This is a genomic window from Gluconobacter albidus, assembly GCF_002005485.1.
Classification (GTDB): domain Bacteria; phylum Pseudomonadota; class Alphaproteobacteria; order Acetobacterales; family Acetobacteraceae; genus Gluconobacter; species Gluconobacter albidus.
Map to the genome: position 1 here is coordinate 1,887,631 of NZ_CP014689.1, position 16,613 is coordinate 1,904,243.

General features: G+C 60.7%; 15 protein-coding genes. 6 read left to right on the forward strand and 9 right to left on the reverse strand.

What is annotated here, in order from left to right; all coding sequences use genetic code 11:
- Window positions 1-23 precede the first annotated feature (23 nt).
- From lptF to rsmA, 5 genes are read left to right on the forward strand one after another with little or no spacing between them, the layout of a single operon-like run.
- Window positions 24-1,193, forward strand: coding sequence for an LPS export ABC transporter permease LptF (gene lptF / locus A0U94_RS08660; protein WP_077803115.1), 1,170 nt, complete (start codon window positions 24-26; stop codon window positions 1,191-1,193).
- Window positions 1,190-2,380: an LPS export ABC transporter permease LptG gene (lptG, locus tag A0U94_RS08665; RefSeq protein WP_149026733.1), complete on the forward strand. Its 1,191-nt coding sequence runs from the start codon at window positions 1,190-1,192 to the stop codon at window positions 2,378-2,380. Before lptF ends, lptG begins: the two co-directional genes overlap by 4 nt.
- Entirely contained in the window at window positions 2,380-4,704 is a 2,325-nt protein-coding gene (locus tag A0U94_RS08670; RefSeq protein ID WP_077803116.1) for an LPS-assembly protein LptD, read from the forward strand. Before lptG ends, A0U94_RS08670 begins: the two co-directional genes overlap by 1 nt.
- 2 nt (window positions 4,705-4,706) lie before the next feature.
- A complete protein-coding gene (locus A0U94_RS08675; protein ID WP_077803117.1) occupies window positions 4,707-6,065 on the forward strand; it encodes a peptidylprolyl isomerase in 1,359 nt (452 codons plus the stop codon).
- A gap of 1 nt (window position 6,066) precedes the next feature.
- Window positions 6,067-6,885, forward strand: a complete 819-nt coding sequence (gene rsmA / locus A0U94_RS08680) for a 16S rRNA (adenine(1518)-N(6)/adenine(1519)-N(6))-dimethyltransferase RsmA (protein WP_077803118.1) — start codon at window positions 6,067-6,069, stop codon at window positions 6,883-6,885.
- A gap of 6 nt (window positions 6,886-6,891) precedes the next feature.
- Here the strand turns inward: rsmA and A0U94_RS08685 are convergent, their stop codons facing one another.
- The 7 genes from A0U94_RS08685 to dnaG form a co-directional block, all read right to left on the reverse strand.
- Window positions 6,892-8,112 (reverse strand): SAM-dependent methyltransferase, encoded by a 1,221-nt coding sequence (locus A0U94_RS08685; RefSeq protein WP_077803119.1) that lies wholly within the window; start codon window positions 8,110-8,112, stop codon window positions 6,892-6,894.
- A gap of 139 nt (window positions 8,113-8,251) precedes the next feature.
- The gene (gene rplI / locus A0U94_RS08690) at window positions 8,252-8,842 is read right to left on the reverse strand and encodes a 50S ribosomal protein L9 (RefSeq protein WP_062110103.1); all 591 of its coding nucleotides are present in this window, start codon (window positions 8,840-8,842) and stop codon (window positions 8,252-8,254) included.
- A gap of 10 nt (window positions 8,843-8,852) precedes the next feature.
- On the reverse strand, window positions 8,853-9,143 hold the full coding sequence (rpsR, locus tag A0U94_RS08695; RefSeq protein WP_062033187.1) for a 30S ribosomal protein S18: 291 nt from the start codon (window positions 9,141-9,143) through the stop codon (window positions 8,853-8,855).
- A gap of 5 nt (window positions 9,144-9,148) precedes the next feature.
- Complete coding sequence (rpsF, locus tag A0U94_RS08700; protein ID WP_062033192.1) at window positions 9,149-9,631, reverse strand: 30S ribosomal protein S6; 483 nt, start codon at window positions 9,629-9,631, stop codon at window positions 9,149-9,151.
- Between the two features lie 159 nt (window positions 9,632-9,790).
- Window positions 9,791-10,366 (reverse strand): GNAT family N-acetyltransferase, encoded by a 576-nt coding sequence (locus A0U94_RS08705; RefSeq protein ID WP_208611624.1) that lies wholly within the window; start codon window positions 10,364-10,366, stop codon window positions 9,791-9,793.
- Between the two features lie 21 nt (window positions 10,367-10,387).
- Entirely contained in the window at window positions 10,388-12,346 is a 1,959-nt protein-coding gene (gene rpoD, locus A0U94_RS08710) for an RNA polymerase sigma factor RpoD (protein ID WP_062033200.1), read from the reverse strand.
- 166 nt (window positions 12,347-12,512) lie between these two features.
- A complete protein-coding gene (gene dnaG, locus A0U94_RS08715) occupies window positions 12,513-14,360 on the reverse strand; it encodes a DNA primase (protein WP_077803912.1) in 1,848 nt (615 codons plus the stop codon).
- 228 nt (window positions 14,361-14,588) lie between these two features.
- Here dnaG and A0U94_RS08720 point away from each other — a divergent pair, with 228 nt between their 5' ends.
- Entirely contained in the window at window positions 14,589-14,960 is a 372-nt protein-coding gene (locus A0U94_RS08720) for a hypothetical protein (protein WP_062110099.1), read from the forward strand.
- 46 nt (window positions 14,961-15,006) lie between these two features.
- Here the strand turns inward: A0U94_RS08720 and A0U94_RS08725 are convergent, their stop codons facing one another.
- A complete protein-coding gene (locus A0U94_RS08725; protein WP_077803121.1) occupies window positions 15,007-15,957 on the reverse strand; it encodes a cation diffusion facilitator family transporter in 951 nt (316 codons plus the stop codon).
- Window positions 15,958-16,086: 129 nt separating this feature from the next.
- Window positions 16,087-16,542, reverse strand: a complete 456-nt coding sequence (locus A0U94_RS08730; RefSeq protein ID WP_077803122.1) for a GatB/YqeY domain-containing protein — start codon at window positions 16,540-16,542, stop codon at window positions 16,087-16,089.
- Between the last annotated feature and the right edge of the window lie 71 nt (window positions 16,543-16,613).

Consider the following 16,613-nt stretch of genomic DNA (forward strand, 5'->3'; position numbering starts at 1 on the left):
GCGCTAGGGATAGATGAAGGGCCATGGCCTCATCCTCCGGTACTTCCGGGCGGCAGATCCTGCCTCTGCTCGACCGCTACATTCTCCGTCAGCTCCTCATCGCCCTGCTGGCGCTGACCGGAGGTGCAACAGCCCTGATCTGGCTGACCCAGTCGCTGCATTTCGTCTCGATGGTGGTCCAGCATGGCCTGTCCCTGCGCGTGTTCATCCAGCTCACCTCGCTGATGCTCCCGACCTTCATCGCCGTCATCCTCCCCATCACGACCTTTCTCGTGGTGCTGTTCACCTATCAGCGAATGGTCGGGGACCGGGAACTCACGGTCATGCGCGCCGCCGGGCGCTCCCCGCTGGAACTGGCCAGACCGGGACTGCTCTGCGCGTTTTTCTCAGTAGCATTGTGCTACACACTGACATTGTGGCTTGCCCCCATGTCCTACCACGCGTTTCACCGCTACGAATTCCAGATCCGCAACCGCATGGCGGCCTTCCTGCTTCAGGACGGCGTCTTCACCAGCCTTTCCGGAGACATGACCGTTTACGTCCGGGGAAGGACCAGTGACGGGCAGCTTCACGGCGTTCTGGTCGAAGATGATCGCAACCCGGATTCCCACACCACGGTCCTCGCCGAGCGCGGCACCATGGTCGTGGTGAACAACCAACCCCGCGTCGTCCTCTATAATGGCTCGCGCGAGGAAATTGACCGCCATACCGGACGACTGAACGTCCTGACCTTCGGACGCAACACCATTGACCTGACCTCGGGGCGCCGGAACAGTCACGAAGACAGGGACCCGGACGAGATGTCACTCCACGAACTGTTTCATCCCGACCCTCACGAAGTCTCCGAACGCGATCGCGGCAAAAACATCGTCGTGGGCTGGCGGCGGTTCACCTCTCCCCTGACGGCCCTGTCCTTTGCGATGATCGGTCTGGTCACGGTGCTGCGCGGCGCCTTCTCCCGTCACGGCAACATCACCCGCCCCCTGACCGCAATCCTGACGGTCGTCGGTCTGCTGGCTCTCTCGCTCATGCTCCAGAACCTCGCCGGACGACATCTTGCGCTGGTGCCGCTCATCTGGCTTGAAGCCCTCCTGCCCGCAGTCATCTGCGCCGTCCTGCTGTTCCTCGAACAGTGGACCGGAAGCGTGAAGCAGCCAGTCCCGATGATTCCTTCGCCGGAGGCCTCCCGATGAGAAGCATCGCCTCTCCGCGACTGAGTCCTTGGCTGACATCGCTGTTTCAGGTGTTCAGCACCCGCGACGACCACGCCGGGTTCTCCACGACCCTGGCCATCTATATCGCCCGGCAGTTCATGCTCAGCACCCTGTCCATGGTGCTCGCCCTGACCGGACTGGTGTCGCTATTCGATTTCATCGACCTGTTGCGCCGCGCAGCCACCCGCCCCAACGTTCCAGCCAGCCTCATCGTCAAGATCGCAGCGCTGCATGTGCCGTACTACATCATTTATGTCCTGCCCTTCGGCATTCTGCTGGGCGGAATCGTGTGCTTTTCGCGCCTGACACGCTCGTCTGAACTCATCGTCGCCCGCGCTGCCGGCATTTCCGCCTGGCAGTTCCTCGCCAGCCCGCTGGCCTGCGCCCTGCTGACCGGTCTTCTGACCACAACCGGCATTTCTGCCCTGTCGTCGAGCATGTTCCGCAGTGCAGAAATGCTGGATCAAACCTACCTACGCTCCGGTGGAGGTCCCCTGACGCTCAACGGGGGAGCCCTGTGGCTCAGACAGTCCGATGACGGACTTGTTCCTCACGGCGTTGCTATTCTGCACGCCCAGGACGTGCATCTCATCAACGGCGCGCTGAAAGTTTCCGGCGTCTCGATCTTTCGCCTCGACGACCGGGACCGCCTGATCCTCCGTATCGAATCTCCCAATGGCGCTCTGGGCGACCACCAGTGGCTGCTGCACGATACCTCCGTACTGCACCCCGATCACCTGCCCCAGAAAATCGGTAACATGACCCTTCCCTCCGACCTGACGGTCAGCCGCGTGCAGGAAAGTTTCGCATCCCCCGACACGCTATCGGTCTTCGCGCTTCCGGGGTTCATTAACCTTCTGGAGCGCTCGGGATTTCCCTCGATCCGGCACAGACTTCATTTCCAGTCGCTGCTGGCCCTTCCCATTCTGGCCGGGACCATGGCATTGGTATCTGCAGGCTTCTCGATGCGTCCGACACGGCGCGGCGGCGTAGCCCGGATGCTGGGATCGGGAATTGCCGCAGGCTTTGCGCTGTTCACCATCTCGAAAGTGGCCGAACAGTTTGGTGAATCCGGTGCGTTGCCGCCGGTTCTTGCGGCATGGGCGCCGACAGGTGCGGGGCTCTGCCTCGCCGTGGCGCTTCTGCTGCACATGGAGGATGGTTGATGACGGTGCCCCTGTGGCTCCCAGCACGCGCCCGCAGACGCGCTTCGTTCGTCGGTGCCACACTGATGGCTGGAACCGCGCTCGTGGCGCCGCAGAAAATGTCTGCCAACACGATGCAACGCGACAACTCCCATATCATCGTCGTCGGAAAACCCACCTCCCAGACTGATCCCCTGACCTATCTCGCCGATAGCGAAAGCTATGCGAAGAACGGTCTGATCACATGGGACGGCAATGTGCGCGTCTGGCAGGGCGACCACGCCATGCGCGCGGACCGCGTGACCTATGACCGCAGCACCGGCATCCTTTCGGCGAAGGGTCATGTCGCGGTCGTAGAACCCGACGGCAGCACGACCTATGCCGATTATGTCGAGTTCAGCCACGGCATGCATGACGGCATCGGCAGTGGCATCTATATCCGCATGGAAGACAACGCCAAACTGGCCGGCAACGGCCTGCGCCGCACGAACGGGATGCTCAATGACCTGACACACGCCGTCTATACGGCCTGCAAGATCTGCGAGAAGAACCCCGACCTTCCGCCGTTCTGGCAGTTTCAGGCTTTCGGCGCGACGCAGGACGTGCAGCACAAGCGCCTCGAATTCGATCACGCCTGGCTGAAAATGCTCGGCCTGCCCGTTTTCTATTTCCCGTTCTTCTCCATGACCGACCCGTCTATTAAACGGCAGAGCGGCTTCCTCATGCCCGGCATCAGCCCGCATGACCGCTATCTCGGCACCTATTTCACACTGCCCTATTTCTGGGCCATCGACGAACAGCAGGATCTGACGGTTCGCGGTCTGGTTTCCACCAAGACCGGCCCTGAATTGACAGCACAGTACCGCAACCGCCTCAACTTCGGCGCGATCGACGTCACCGGCGGCGTCGCCTACGACACCCATAACGAGAGCAAGTACACTACTGCTTTCGGCAACAACGTAGGCTCATCCAGCGAATACGGCATTCAGGGGTATGTGTTCGGTCGGGGCAATTTTGCGATCGACCGCAACTGGCAGGTCGGCGCCAACATCAATGTCGCCAGCTCCGCCAACTATATGCGCGACTACCGCGTTCCCGGTTACGGTCAGGAAATGCTGAACTCGAACCTGTTCCTCGAAGGATACGGCGTCGGCTCCTACCTGCGCTTCGATGGACAGGCCTATCAGGGGCTGAACCAGGGCGTTATCCGCAACTCGGATCTGCCCTGGGCTCTGCCGCGACTGACTTATGCGTTTCAAGGGCAGCCGGACATGTTCGGCGGTCGCCTCAGCGTGCAGACGACTGATTTCAACCTCTACCGAAAGAACGGCATCAACGATCAGCGTGGTCAGGCGGCCATCCAGTGGGACCGTCCGTTCCACAACAAACTCGGTCAGCAGTTCCTGCTGACGGCGCGGATCGATTCGATGGTCTATCACGCCACGCAGGCCTACCAGCAGCCGACCTACTACATGAATGCCGGCGGCAACCATCTCGTGGGACAGGTCCAGCCGACCATCGCCCTGCGCATGAACTGGCCGTTCCTGCGCAGCTTCGCGAAGGGACACGGCTCTCAGATTCTGGAACCCATCGCCCAGATCATCGCCGCCCCAAACACCGGCAACTCGCAGAACCGCCGCCTGCCCAACGAAGACAGCCTGTCCTACGAATTCACGGACACAACGCTGTTTTCTCTCAACCGCTATCTTGGAACCGACCGTCTTGACGGTGGCCTGCGCGCCAATGTCGGTATCCATCAAAACTGGTCCTGGAACGGTCATGCCATCGACATGCTCATCGGCGAAAGCTTCCAAGAACATATCGACCATAACCGGCTGCCCTATTCCGGGCTCGACCATCACCTGTCGGATCCGATTGGTCGCCTGCGGGTCAGTCCGAATCAGTATGTGGATGTGACGGCGCGAGGCCGCTTCAATCCCTGGACCCACCAGTTCGATTACGGCGAAGGCCTGATCAGCACAGGCGTCCCGATGTTCCGCCTGACAGGCGGATATGTCTACGCTCCCGTAACGCCATATTATTATTACGCAACAGATTTCCGCCAAAGCGGCCCCAATGCCCCCTATCTGGTCAAAACCAGCGAAGTAACAGGCGGGTTCTCAACCCACTGGCGCAATTACCATGCATCGGGTTTCTTCCGCCGCAGCCTGTCCCGGAAACAGTTCGTCGCCAATGGTGGCACAATCGGCTATTCCAATGACTGTTTCGGGCTGGATATCATGTATATCAAACAATACACCCGTATCGGCGGCGAACAGCGTAACGAGACGGTCCTCTTCAACTTCACGTTCAAGACGATCGGCACCTTCGGAATCAACGGTTGAGCATGTCCAAGACCCATTGCACCGCATCCACGGCCCTGGCTGTCCTTCTGGCTTTCTCGGCCACCTTCCCGGCCATGGCCGCACCACACCACAAGGCGGCCACGAAACCTGCCGCCACCAAAGAGGCCGCGGCCCCGGTCAGGCCCCCGGAAGACCAGATCCTTGCCGTCATCAACGGACAGGTTCTCACGCAGCGTGACGTGGATAACCGCGCAAAGCTCTTCGTGCTTTCGACCGGCCTGCCCATCAGCCCGGAAATCATGGGGCGCATGCGTGGCCAGATCATCCATCAGCTGATCGACGAACGCCTGAAAACGCAGGAAATCCTCAAGCGTCACATCAATGTGGAGCCTGATCAGATTGCAGCCGCAATCGCCAATATCGAGCAGCGCAACGGGATGCCAAAGAACGCCCTGCGCAACCGTCTCGCTTCGGACGGCGTCTCGCTTACGACACTGATTGACCAGATCCGCGTTCAGATCGGCTGGATGCAGGTGCTGCGCGAAAAGCTCGGCGAAGAAGGTCGGATTACGGCAACCCAGATCAGCCAGCGCGAACAGGCGCTTCAGGCAGAACAGGGACGTGCCCAGTATTTCATGAGTGAAATTTTCGTCCCCGTCGCCGATCCCCGACATGATGACGCCGAACTCGCCTTCACCAAAACCATCATCTCCCAGCTCCGCGAAGGCGCACCGTTCCCGATCGTGGCGGCCCAGTTTTCGCAGGCCCAGTCTGCCCTTGATGGCGGCTCCATGGGCTGGGTCCAGGAAGATAACCTCGATCCGCAGGTCGTCAACATCGTGCGCCAGATGCCGATCGGCGCCATCTCCAATCCCATTCAGGTCGCGGGCGGCTTCGTGATCGCCACCGTTCAGGCCAAGCGCGTGGTCGGCAAGCAGATGGGCACCCAGCTTGACCTGAGACAGGCATTTTTCCCGTTTGATGCCCCTCTGAACCCGCAGAACCCAACCGAACAGCAGCGCGCAGCCCTGCAGAAAGCAACCTCTGCAGTCCAGACGGTTCATAGTTGTGACGCCATGGAAGCGCTCAACAAGTCTCTGGGTGAAAAGCGCCCCGGAAATCCCGGTTCGCAGATTCTGGAGCGTCTTATGCCCCAGATGAAGTCGGTTCTCGAATCGCTGCCTCCCAACAAGGTCAGCCGCCCGCTGGTCTCTATGGACGGTATCGCCCTGCTCATGGTCTGCAACCGGCAGGAAAAGAACCTGGCGCAGCAGAGCCCCAGCGAAATCGCAGATCAGCTTATGAACGAACATGTCGAGCAGGCCTCACGCCAGCTTCAGCGTGACCTCCAGCGCCGCGCCATCATCGAGATGCGCCCTGCCGCCAAGGCCACCAACTGACGTGTCTCTCCCCTCACTGCGCGACACCATCCAGATCCATGGTCTGGATGCCAAGAAATCCCTCGGCCAGCACTTCCTCCTTGATCCGGGCATCTGTGCCCGGATTGCAGGCCTCGGCGGCGACCTGACCGGACGCAGCGTCATTGAAATTGGCCCCGGCCCCGGCGGCCTGACCCGTGCTTTGCTGGACACGCCCGCCACCCGCGTAGATGTGGTGGAAATCGACGAACGCGCCTGGCCCCTTCTGGACGAACTGGCGACCTACTATCCGGGCCGCCTGCACGTCGTCCGCGAAGACGCCCTGAAGCTGGATGCCGCCACCCTCGCCCCCGCACCACGCCAGATCATCGCCAATCTGCCCTATAATGTCGCAACGCCTCTTCTGGTCGGATGGCTGCGACAGGCCGTACAATGGGAACGGCTGTCCCTGATGTTCCAGCTCGAAGTCGCCGAGCGGATCTGCGCGGAACCGGGCAGTTCGGCTTACGGGCGTCTCGCGGTGCTGGCCCAGTGGTGCGCCTCCTGCTCGGTCGCCCTGCGTATTCCGCCCGGAGCGTTCTCGCCGCCACCCAAAGTCCATTCCGCAGTGGCCGTCATCATCCCACACGCCGAGCAGCCGTCCCCGCAGCTGTTCCGCGCCATGGAGCAGGTCACGGCCGCCGCCTTCGGACAGCGCCGCAAGATGCTGCGCTCATCACTGAAATCCATTGGCGGCGAACGCCTTCTGGAAAAAGCCGGGATCGAGCCGACCCGCCGCGCCGAAACCCTCTCGGTCGCCGAATTCGCACGGCTGGCTGAACTCAATCTCGCCAGCCGCTGAGAACCCTTACCGGTTCGCGCTCTCCCGTTCACGCTCGAACATATAGTCCCGCGTGAACGGCACAGCGTCGATGGACCGGGTCAGCTGAAGCTGGAAGTTCATGTGTCCCTGCACCCGGAACGACAACTCGGCCCCCACCAGATAGAACTCGAACATCCGGACAAACCGCTCGTCATACAGCGCCCGGATCTTCTCACGGTTGGCATCGAAGCGCTTGCGCCATTCCGCCAGCGTACGCGCATAATGCAGACGCAACACCTCACAGTCCGTCATCCACAGCCCCGACCGCTCAATCGCTGCCAACGTCTCGCTCAGGGCCGGTGAATACCCGCCCGGAAAAATGTATTTCTGGATCCAGGGATTGGTCGTGCCCGGTCCGTCCATCCGTCCAATGGAATGGATCAGCGCCACGCCGTCCGTCTTCAGACAGGCCTTCACTTTCTGGAAAAAAGCCTCGAATTGCGGCGGCCCCACATGTTCGAACATGCCCACCGAAACAATCCGGTCAAACTGCTGATGCAGATTGCGGTAATCAATCAGTTCAAACCGGACCTGCCCGTCAAGCCCTGCGTCCTTCGCCCGCTGCCGCGCCACACCAAGCTGCTCGCGTGACAGCGTGATACCCAGAACCCGCGCGCCGTAATCCTTCGCCAGCGTCAGAGCCATTCCGCCCCAGCCACACCCGATATCCAGCACATCAAGCCCCGGCCGATCCAGATTGAGCTTGGACGCGATATGCCGCTTCTTGGCAGCCTGCGCCTCCTCCAGCGTCATGTCCTCACGCTCGAAATATGCACAGGAATACTGCCGGTCCTCGTCCAGAAACAGATCGTACAGCGTACCGTTCAGATCATAGTGATGCGCCACATTGCTTCGGGATGTCTTCAGGGAATTCAGCGTCTTCCAGGCCCGGGTAACATAACGCAGACGATCCTCGATTTCTTCGAAGACATGACCATGACTGTTGATGTTTTCCATCAGAACCGTCAGCAGCGTTTCAAGCGTACATCTGTCGGGCACGATGCTGCCCGCCATGTATTCCTCACCGAAGGCAAGACCGGAATTGACGATCAGGGCGCGTTCGGCCTGCTTTGTCCGAAGATGCAGACCAGCCTCAAGTCCCGGCTTTGATCCGCGATAGGTGCGGACAATACCATCGCTGAATACGACTCGCAGGCTTCCCGTCTGAATGAATTTCCGCAAGACAAAATCCAGAATCCGCTTCATTCCGATCTCCTGTTTCCAATACCGGGAAAAAGCCTCAGCGGGCCTGTAGTTGTATCCTGCCAGTCAAATGGATATAAAAAAACCCGGCCCGGGAATATTCCCGGCCGGGTTCTTCAAAACGAGATCAGCGGTAAAAGCCTCAGGCTTCTTCCGATGCCTCGCCAGCTTCGGCAGCAGCCTCTTCGGCAGCATTCTCAGCCTGCAGGTCACCAAGGATGTTCTCATCCTCGTCCTGCACACCGATTGCTTCGCCACGAGCCTGACGCTCTGCTTCTTCAGCGGAACGGGCAACGTTAACCGTCAGCGGAATGGACACTTCCGGATGCAGCACAACGCGTGCTTCCGTCAGGCCAAGCTGCTTGATCGGGTGCGCCAGAACAACCTGCTGACGCGAAATCGTCAGGCCGGCATCCGTAGCGGCAACCGCGATGTCGCGGGTGCTGACAGAACCATACAGGCTGCCACTGTCGCCAGCCTGACGGATGACAACAACGGACAGCTCGTGCATGCGCTCGGCAAGGCGCTCGGCCTCTTCACGCTTCTTGAGGTTCTGGGCCTCAAGCTGGGCGCGCTCGGTCTCGAAACGCTTCTTGTTGGCAACCGTGGCGCGCATGGCCTTGGCCTGGGGCAGCAGGAAGTTACGGGCATAGCCCGGCTTCACGTGCACCAGGTCACCCATCTGGCCGAGATGCTCGACCCGCTGCAGCAGGATCAGTGCGGTCTGGGACATGATGCTCTCCTCAGTTCACAACGTAGGGGAGCAGGGCGAGGAAACGGGCGCGCTTGATCGCCTGTGCCAGCTCACGCTGCTTCTTGGCCGAAACGGCCGTGATGCGGCTCGGCACGATCTTGCCGCGCTCCGAAAGGAAGCGGCTCAGCAGACGCACGTCCTTGTAGTCGATCTTCGGGGCATTGGCACCGGAGAACGGGCAGGACTTGCGACGACGGTAGAACGGACGACGTGCGCCAACTGCCGTGCGACGGGCAGCGGGGTTCACTTCGTTTACGTCGGGAGTGATGGTGTCAGACATGATTCTTACTCCGCTCCAGCCGTCTCGCGAACATCGTCATGCTCGCCACGTGCACGATATTCCTCACGATCTTCGCTGCTGCGACGGGGACCGCCACGGCCGCTCTCGAAACGACCAGCCGGCTTGGAGCCGCCACGGAAGTTACCGCGATCGCCACGATCGTCGCTCTTGCGAGCCAGAACCGGAGAGGGGTTCTCGTCGATCTCGTCAACGCGCAGCGTGAGAACGCGCAGCACGTCTTCGTTCAGGCCGAGCTGGCGCTCTACTTCGCGCAGCGTGTCGGGGGTGCAGTCAAGGCCCAGCAGGACGTAATGGCCCTTGCGGTTCTTCTTGATGCGGTATGCGAGGGAACGCAGGCCCCAGAACTCACGCTTCTGGATGGAACCGCCGTTGTCCTTGAGCAGGGTTTCGATGGTCTCGACCAGGGTTTCCACCTGAGCCTGCGACACATCATTACGTGCGATGAGCACGCTTTCATACAATGGCATGAAGACTCCCTTCGGATTGGGTCAACCCGCGACTGGTCCCGGCCCATGCCGGAAACAGGGCCCATGTTTCAGGGCACGGGTATAGCCGGTGCGATGCCACATCGCCCGGCAGGGAAAGGCGGCATTAATCACGCACAGCCCCCAAAAGCAAGCCTTAACTCAGAGTCGCTTCAGCCTTTCCGGCACATATTCGTCTGGAACGTCCCATGTTTCAGACACGACATGCCGGACGGAAAATCCCGCCCGACGATAATTCGGCAGTGCATTGGGATGGTCCAGGGTGCAGGTATTGACCCTCAGCCTCCAGCTCCCTGCCCCGAACGCCCGCGCAACGGCATGGTCGAGAAGCACCCGTCCGAGCCCGCGCCCCATCGCCGGCGGCAGAAGACCAAAATAGGCCAGATTGGCATCCCCGCCCTGCCGCAGATCCAGCTCATAGAAACCCGCCGGTTCGCCGCGGCTGTCACGTAGAACCATGAAATGAACGGCTGGATCGTGGAGGATTTCTCCCAGTTCCGCATCCGGCATCGACCGGCGCATCCACCAGCAGTAATCCTGCCCGACTGTCAGATACAGAAAGCGGTAGAGCGCGACTACCTCAGCCCCCGTCATACGAGAGAGAGAAAACCCCTCCGGCAGAACCGGAGACGGCCGGGACGAACACACCTCCAGAAAAGTGACATCCACCGCAAGACGGGTGGATGCCCCTTTCGGCCTGAGCCAGTCCGGCAACACCGCCGCGCGCTCTCAGGCGGCTCAGTTGTCGTCGAGGAAGGAGCGCAGCTTGCGCGAACGGCTCGGATGCTTGAGCTTGCGCAAAGCCTTCGCTTCGATCTGACGGATACGCTCACGCGTGACGTTGAACTGCTGGCCCACTTCCTCAAGGGTGTGGTCCGTGTTCATGCCAATGCCGAAGCGCATCCGCAACACGCGCTCTTCACGCGGCGTCAGGGACGCCAGAACGCGTGTCGTGGCTTCACGCAGATTCGTCTGGATCGCAGCATCCAGCGGAATAACGGCCGTCTTGTCCTCGATGAAATCACCGAGATGGCTGTCTTCCTCGTCACCAATCGGCGTCTCAAGCGAGATCGGCTCCTTGGCGATCTTCAGGACCTTGCGGACCTTTTCAAGCGGCATGCCCAGCTTCTCGGCCAGCTCTTCCGGAGCCGGCTCGCGCCCGATTTCATGCAGCATCTGACGCGACGTGCGGACCAGCTTGTTGATCGTCTCGATCATATGGACCGGAATACGGATCGTCTTGGCCTGATCCGCGATGGAACGCGTGATCGCCTGACGGATCCACCAGGTCGCATAGGTCGAGAACTTGTAACCGCGACGGTACTCGAACTTGTCCACGGCCTTCATCAGGCCGATATTGCCTTCCTGGATCAGATCCAGGAACTGCAGACCACGGTTCGTGTATTTCTTGGCGATCGAGATCACCAGACGCAGGTTCGCCTCGATCATTTCCTTCTTGGCACGCGTGGAATCACGCTCGCCACGGGAAACGGTCGCATAGACGCGGCGGAACTCGCCAACCGGCAGGCCCGTCTCATGCGACAGCGCCGCAATCTCGCCACGTAGATTGCGCAGCTGGTCCATGTGCTTGGTCGTCAGGTTCTTCCAGCCCTTGCCTGGCAGCGCGGAAATGCTGTCCAGCCAGGTCGGATCCAGTTCGCGGCTGCGATACTTGATGAGGAAGTCATCGCGCGAAATCTTGCAGTTCTCGGCCAGACGCATCATCCGGCCTTCAACGCCGTTCAGCTTCTGGACCTGCATCTTGATCTGCGCGACCAGTTCCTCGATCCGGTTGTTGTGCAGATGCACCTGCTCAACCAGACTGACCAGCTCATGACGCAGCTTTTCATAGGTCTGCTCAGACTTGTCCGAGTGATCCTCGCCGCCCGTCAGGGCTTCAATACGCTTGATCTGGATCTTGCGCAGCTTGTGATACAGCGGCTCGATGGCTTCAAAACGGGCCAGGATTTCCGGCTTCAGCTTTTCTTCCAGCGCCGACAGGGACAGGCCACTGCCTTCCTGCTGCTCGCCGTCGCCCTCTTCGCTCTCGTCCTCGGCCTTGTCGTCCTCTTCAGACGCCTCATCGCCCTCTTCACCCTCGACCGCATCGGGGTCGGGACCACCCCCCTGACTGGCCTCGAGATCCACGATGTCACGCAGGAGCATCTCGCCGTCCTTGAGGCGCTCATGCCAGGAAATGATGGCGCGAATCGTCAACGGGCTCTCGCACAGGCCGCCGATCATCTCATCGCGACCCGCTTCGATCCGCTTGGCGATCGCAATTTCGCCTTCGCGCGACAGCAGCTCGACCGAACCCATCTCACGCAGATACATCCGGACCGGATCATCCGTGCGGCTGGCAGCCTCGGCATCGACGTTGCCGCCCTGAGGGCCTTCGGCTTCCTCGGTCTCAGCTTCGGCTTCCTTTTCAGCAGGGCCCTCGGCTTCGTCCTGTTCCTCGTTCTCGATGACCTGAATGCCCATTTCCGACAGGGCCGCCATAATGTCCTCGATCTGCTCCGAAGACATCTGGTCCTGCGGCAGGACCGCATTCAGTTCATCAAAAGTGATATGCCCGCGTTCACGCCCTTTGGCGATCAGCCGCTTGACGGCAGCGGACTGCGTATCAAGGAGAGTGGTATCCCCCTCCTGTTCCTGCGCGTTCCGATCCGTTCCAGAGGCTGTTTTCGTCGCCATTCGTCTCTCCGTCAACTCCGCCGCGAGTTAGCAATCCGGCAGCGTGCAGGTGGTCGATCCTTCGCCCGAAGTCAAGATTGCGGCTCCAAAGAATGCAACCTTTCGGGAATAAAAGTCGTTCCGATTCCATTTCTTTACAACAAGCCCTGCCGCTACATCAGTCCAGTCACTCTCCGACTCTCTCTCCGCTTTTCAAAGCGTCGCGCACACGCAGCCGGGTCATAAGCGCACTGGGGAAGCGCAGTCCGCTCTGGCCATTCTCGTCCACAAAAGGCTCCATGTCACCATTCACCACGGCTTTGGTCACATCTTCTTCAAGAGTGCGCTCGAAGGTCTGAAAATTGACCAAGGCATAAAAATGCCACCAACTTTCAATGACATCCACCGTCAAAACCTCGTCCCGGACCTTCCCGTCTCCCACACTTCGTGGCAACGGCCCGCTTTTCAGCGCCTCGGCCAGATCCGTCAGTCCATGTCCCTCAAGCCACGCCATGCAGCTCTCTTCCGTCAGGGCATCGCGCCCCTCTTCCTGACAGGACCAGTCCAGAAGAGCCGAGCGCAAACGATCCAGATCGGACGGAAGAGAAAGCCCCGCATAGGCCTGTTCCACTTCCGGAAGGATATCGGGATGCCGCAGCAGCATCGCCGTCATGATGTTGAGCCGCTCCACATTCCCCGACTCCACATCGCGCATCGCGCCGGGGGCCTGCGTGGACAGCTTCAGACTTTCGCCACCCTTGCGCTGGAAAGTCTTTTTTCGCCTGAAACGCTCGAAGAACATGTCCAGCAGCGTGCTGCGATATTCCGAAGCCAACGCCCTGTCCGGGATCAGCTTCGACAGCGTCACCAGCTTTTCCCGCAGCGCCGCCCGCTGATCCGGCCCTGGATCGACCAGTCCCGCAGTCAGGAGCCCGAACAGTTCCTCCGCCATGGACGTCGCCCCGGACAGAGCCTCCTGCATGGCCCGCGGTCCACGGCTGCGGATCAGACTGTCCGGATCGTCCTTCGCGTCCAGCCGGCAGAAGCGGATCGTCCGTTCCGGTGAAAGCAGCGGCAGCGAAACTTCACACACACGAAGCGCCGCCCGAGCCCCTGCCGCATCGCCGTCCAGACACAGGATCGGCGACGGCGACATGCGCCACAGCAGTTCAAGCTGCTCCTCCCCCATCGCGGTGCCCAGAGGGGCGACTGCCCCCCCAAACCCGGCCTGATCCAGGGCGATCACGTCCATATACCCCTCGACCACCACGAGATCCGCTCCGCGATGCACGCCTTCCCGCGCCAGATCGAGATTGAACAATGTCCGCCGCTTGGAAAACAGCGCCGTCTCCGGACCATTGAGATATTTGGGCTGCCCGTCTCCCAGCGTCCGTGCACCAAAGGACATCATCCGCCCCCGCCGATCGCGGATGGGGAACGTCACACGGTTAAAGAACAGCTCCCCCTTCGGAGCCCCCTGCTCGTCCACCCGCATGACGCCCGCGCGGATCAGCATTTCGACGCTCACGCCATGCGGCCGCAGTTCGTCCAGCAACTGCCGCCCGTCCCCTGACCAGCCCAGACCAAACCGCTCGATCGCCTGATCCGTCAGGCCCCGTCCACGCAGGTAGGCCAGCCCTTCGCGTCCCTCCGGACGATACAGACGGCGGCGGTAACTTTCCTGCACCAGATTCAGAACATCGCCCAGAGACTGCGCTTCGCGCGCGCGCGCCTCGGTTCGCGGATCCGCTTTCGGGACCTCAAGCCCGGCCTCAGAGGCAAGCTGTTCGACCGCTTCGGGAAAACTGCGCCCCTCGCTCTGCATCACATAAGAGATCGCATCTCCATGCACACCGCAGCCAAAGCAATGGAAATGATCGTCATAAATGTAGAAGGACGGCGTTTTTTCGCCGTGAAACGGGCAGCAGGTTTTCCAGTTCCGCCCAGACCTCACCAGCTTGTTGCGGCGCCCGATCAGCGACGGAAGCGGCGTCCTGTTCCGTAATTCATCCAGAAAGGCCGCATCAATTGCCATGGGCAGAAAGAGCCTTTCATGCACGTCAGAGAGAAGAACCATGAGCGCATACAGCGCCAGCGCTCATGTTTAAAGGAAACTTTCTTCCAGAATCCACATCCGTCACACCCCGTTTCAGATTTCTGCCCCTGCCCGGCCTGTTGTTCCGGATGCAGGGTTAAGGCATGCTTAAAGCCCTCTCTCTCTGCTGCCGGGTGCTCCGGCAGTTTTGAACAACAGGAAGCATTCATGAAAAAGTACCTGATGCTTGCAGCCGCAACCGGCCTGCTGGCGACGTCGCTTACGACAGCACAGGCAGAACCGGGCGGATGCCTCAAATACGGTGCCGCCGGTGCCGTCGGCGGCCACGTCGCCAACCATCATGGGGTTCTGGGTGCCATGGGCGGCTGCGTGACCGGCATGTATGTGCGTCACCGCTACCGCAAGGAAGCCCGCGCCAAGGCGGCCCTGTACGATCAGGAGCACCCGGGCGCCAAGGGTTCTTACGAAGAAAAGGCAACGGCTTATGACGTGGAACACTCCACAAAGCCCGGCCAGATGACCGGCACGACACCTTCAACCACCGCGCCTGCCGCAACGGCTCCGGCACAGCCCCAGTAAGCACACCACACCGGGCTTTCTTCAACGGAAGCCCGGTTAGCCCGCTTCAGATCGGAACCGGCACACCATCCCTGTGGTCCTGTGCTTCGACATACATCCGCATGACCGACGGATACCGCGCCCGCGTCACCCGCTCCAGCGCAGAAACCCCCTGCTCGACCTGCCCCGCTGTCAACGTATCCTCCCAGTCCAGCGACAGCAGAACGATGATGCTCCCCGGTCCCCGCGTTTCGGTCACGACCTCGTTCACCCCGACCACACCCGGCAGTCTCATCGCCTCTTTGCGCACATAGGCGTCAATTTCCGGATTGCTCTCCCCGACCAGCAGAGAGCGCGTCTCGTTCGTCAGCAGCACCGCCACGATCACCAGAACCACCCCGATCAGCAGCGACGCAACGCCATCCAGAATATGCCACCCCGTCACAACGGACAAAACCGTAAAGAGCAGCGCGATCATCAGACTGACCAGCGCCGCGCCGTCCTCGAACAGCACTACAAATAGCCCCGGATCGGTACTGCGCCGGATCATGGTCCACAGCGATCCCTTGCCCGATGGCATGGACTTCATGGCCGCCAGAAAACCATATCCCTCCATGCTGCCCGAAATCCCGAGAATGGCCACGTTCAGCCACCAGCCGGGCAAGACATGTCCCAGAATGTGGACAGACTCCATCGCCGACGGATGCCAGACCTTTTCCCAGCCCTCATGCAGGGATGCGACGCCACCGCCGACAAACAGCGCCCCCGCCACAACCAGCGTCCAGAAATAAAGCTCCCGGTGATGTCCCAGCGGATGCTCTTTCGTCGCCGGAGCCGCCGCCCGCTTCATCCCCACCAGCAGCAGGATCTGGTTGCCGCAGTCGACAAACGAATGAACCGTCTCCGCCAGCATGGCCGCCGAACCGGTCAGGAGCGCAGCAGCCCCCTTCACGCAGGCAATCCCGAAATTCACCCCCAGGGCAATGAAAACGACCTTCGCTGAACCACCTGCGGACATTCTGGCCTCATTCGTAAAATCCGGACATCAGAGTGATGACCTCCACGCTCCGCTGTCAAACGCCCGTCCCAACAAAAAAGCCGCCCCCGAAGGAGCGGCTTTCTGCATCATGACCTTCTGAACGGCCGATCAGGCCGAGAGATGCGCCTTCACCAGCGCGCTGGCCTTCACCGGGTCCAGATCCGCGCCGAAGCGCTCCTTCAGAGCCGCCATGACCTTGCCCATGTCCTTCATGCCCGCCGCTTCGGTCTTCTGCACCGCTTCGGCAATGCCGGCCTTCAGCGCGGACTCATCGAGTTCCGGCGGCAGGTAGGACTTGATCGTCGCGATTTCGCCCTCTTCCTTTTCCGCCAGTTCCGGACGGCCACCCTCACGATACATCGTAGCGGATTCCGTGCGGGACTTGATCATGGAGCGCAGGGCGGAAATGATGTCCGTATCCGTCACCTCGGCGCTCTTGGCACGGGCAGCGACATCCAGATCCTTGATCTTGGCCGTGATCCCGCGGATCTGCGCCACCGTCTCGGACTGACCGGCCTTCATCGCCGTCTTGAGGTCATCCATGATCTGCTTGCGAAGCGACATCGCCGTTCTCCTTCATCGGACAGCCCGCAGGAAACTCCCTCGGCGAGCCGTCCCTCATTCCTTGAATGGCA

Excerpts from the sequence above, each read along its gene's own strand:
- A0U94_RS08675 (WP_077803117.1), top strand. The coding sequence starts at position 4,707 with ATGTCCAAGACCCATTGCACCGCATCCACGGCCCTGGCTGTCCTTCTG.
- A0U94_RS08720 (WP_062110099.1), top strand. The coding sequence starts at position 14,589 with ATGAAAAAGTACCTGATGCTTGCAGCCGCAACCGGCCTGCTGGCGACG.
- lptF (WP_077803115.1), top strand. The coding sequence starts at position 24 with ATGGCCTCATCCTCCGGTACTTCCGGGCGGCAGATCCTGCCTCTGCTC.
- rpsF (WP_062033192.1), bottom strand. The coding sequence starts at position 9,631 with ATGCCATTGTATGAAAGCGTGCTCATCGCACGTAATGATGTGTCGCAG.
- A0U94_RS08730 (WP_077803122.1), bottom strand. The coding sequence starts at position 16,542 with ATGTCGCTTCGCAAGCAGATCATGGATGACCTCAAGACGGCGATGAAG.
- lptG (WP_149026733.1), top strand. The coding sequence starts at position 1,190 with ATGAGAAGCATCGCCTCTCCGCGACTGAGTCCTTGGCTGACATCGCTG.
- A0U94_RS08725 (WP_077803121.1), bottom strand. The coding sequence starts at position 15,957 with ATGTCCGCAGGTGGTTCAGCGAAGGTCGTTTTCATTGCCCTGGGGGTG.
- A0U94_RS08685 (WP_077803119.1), bottom strand. The coding sequence starts at position 8,112 with ATGAAGCGGATTCTGGATTTTGTCTTGCGGAAATTCATTCAGACGGGA.
- rplI (WP_062110103.1), bottom strand. The coding sequence starts at position 8,842 with ATGTCCCAGACCGCACTGATCCTGCTGCAGCGGGTCGAGCATCTCGGC.
- rpoD (WP_062033200.1), bottom strand. The coding sequence starts at position 12,346 with ATGGCGACGAAAACAGCCTCTGGAACGGATCGGAACGCGCAGGAACAG.
- A0U94_RS08670 (WP_077803116.1), top strand. The coding sequence starts at position 2,380 with ATGACGGTGCCCCTGTGGCTCCCAGCACGCGCCCGCAGACGCGCTTCG.
- dnaG (WP_077803912.1), bottom strand. The coding sequence starts at position 14,360 with ATGGCAATTGATGCGGCCTTTCTGGATGAATTACGGAACAGGACGCCG.
- rpsR (WP_062033187.1), bottom strand. The coding sequence starts at position 9,143 with ATGTCTGACACCATCACTCCCGACGTAAACGAAGTGAACCCCGCTGCC.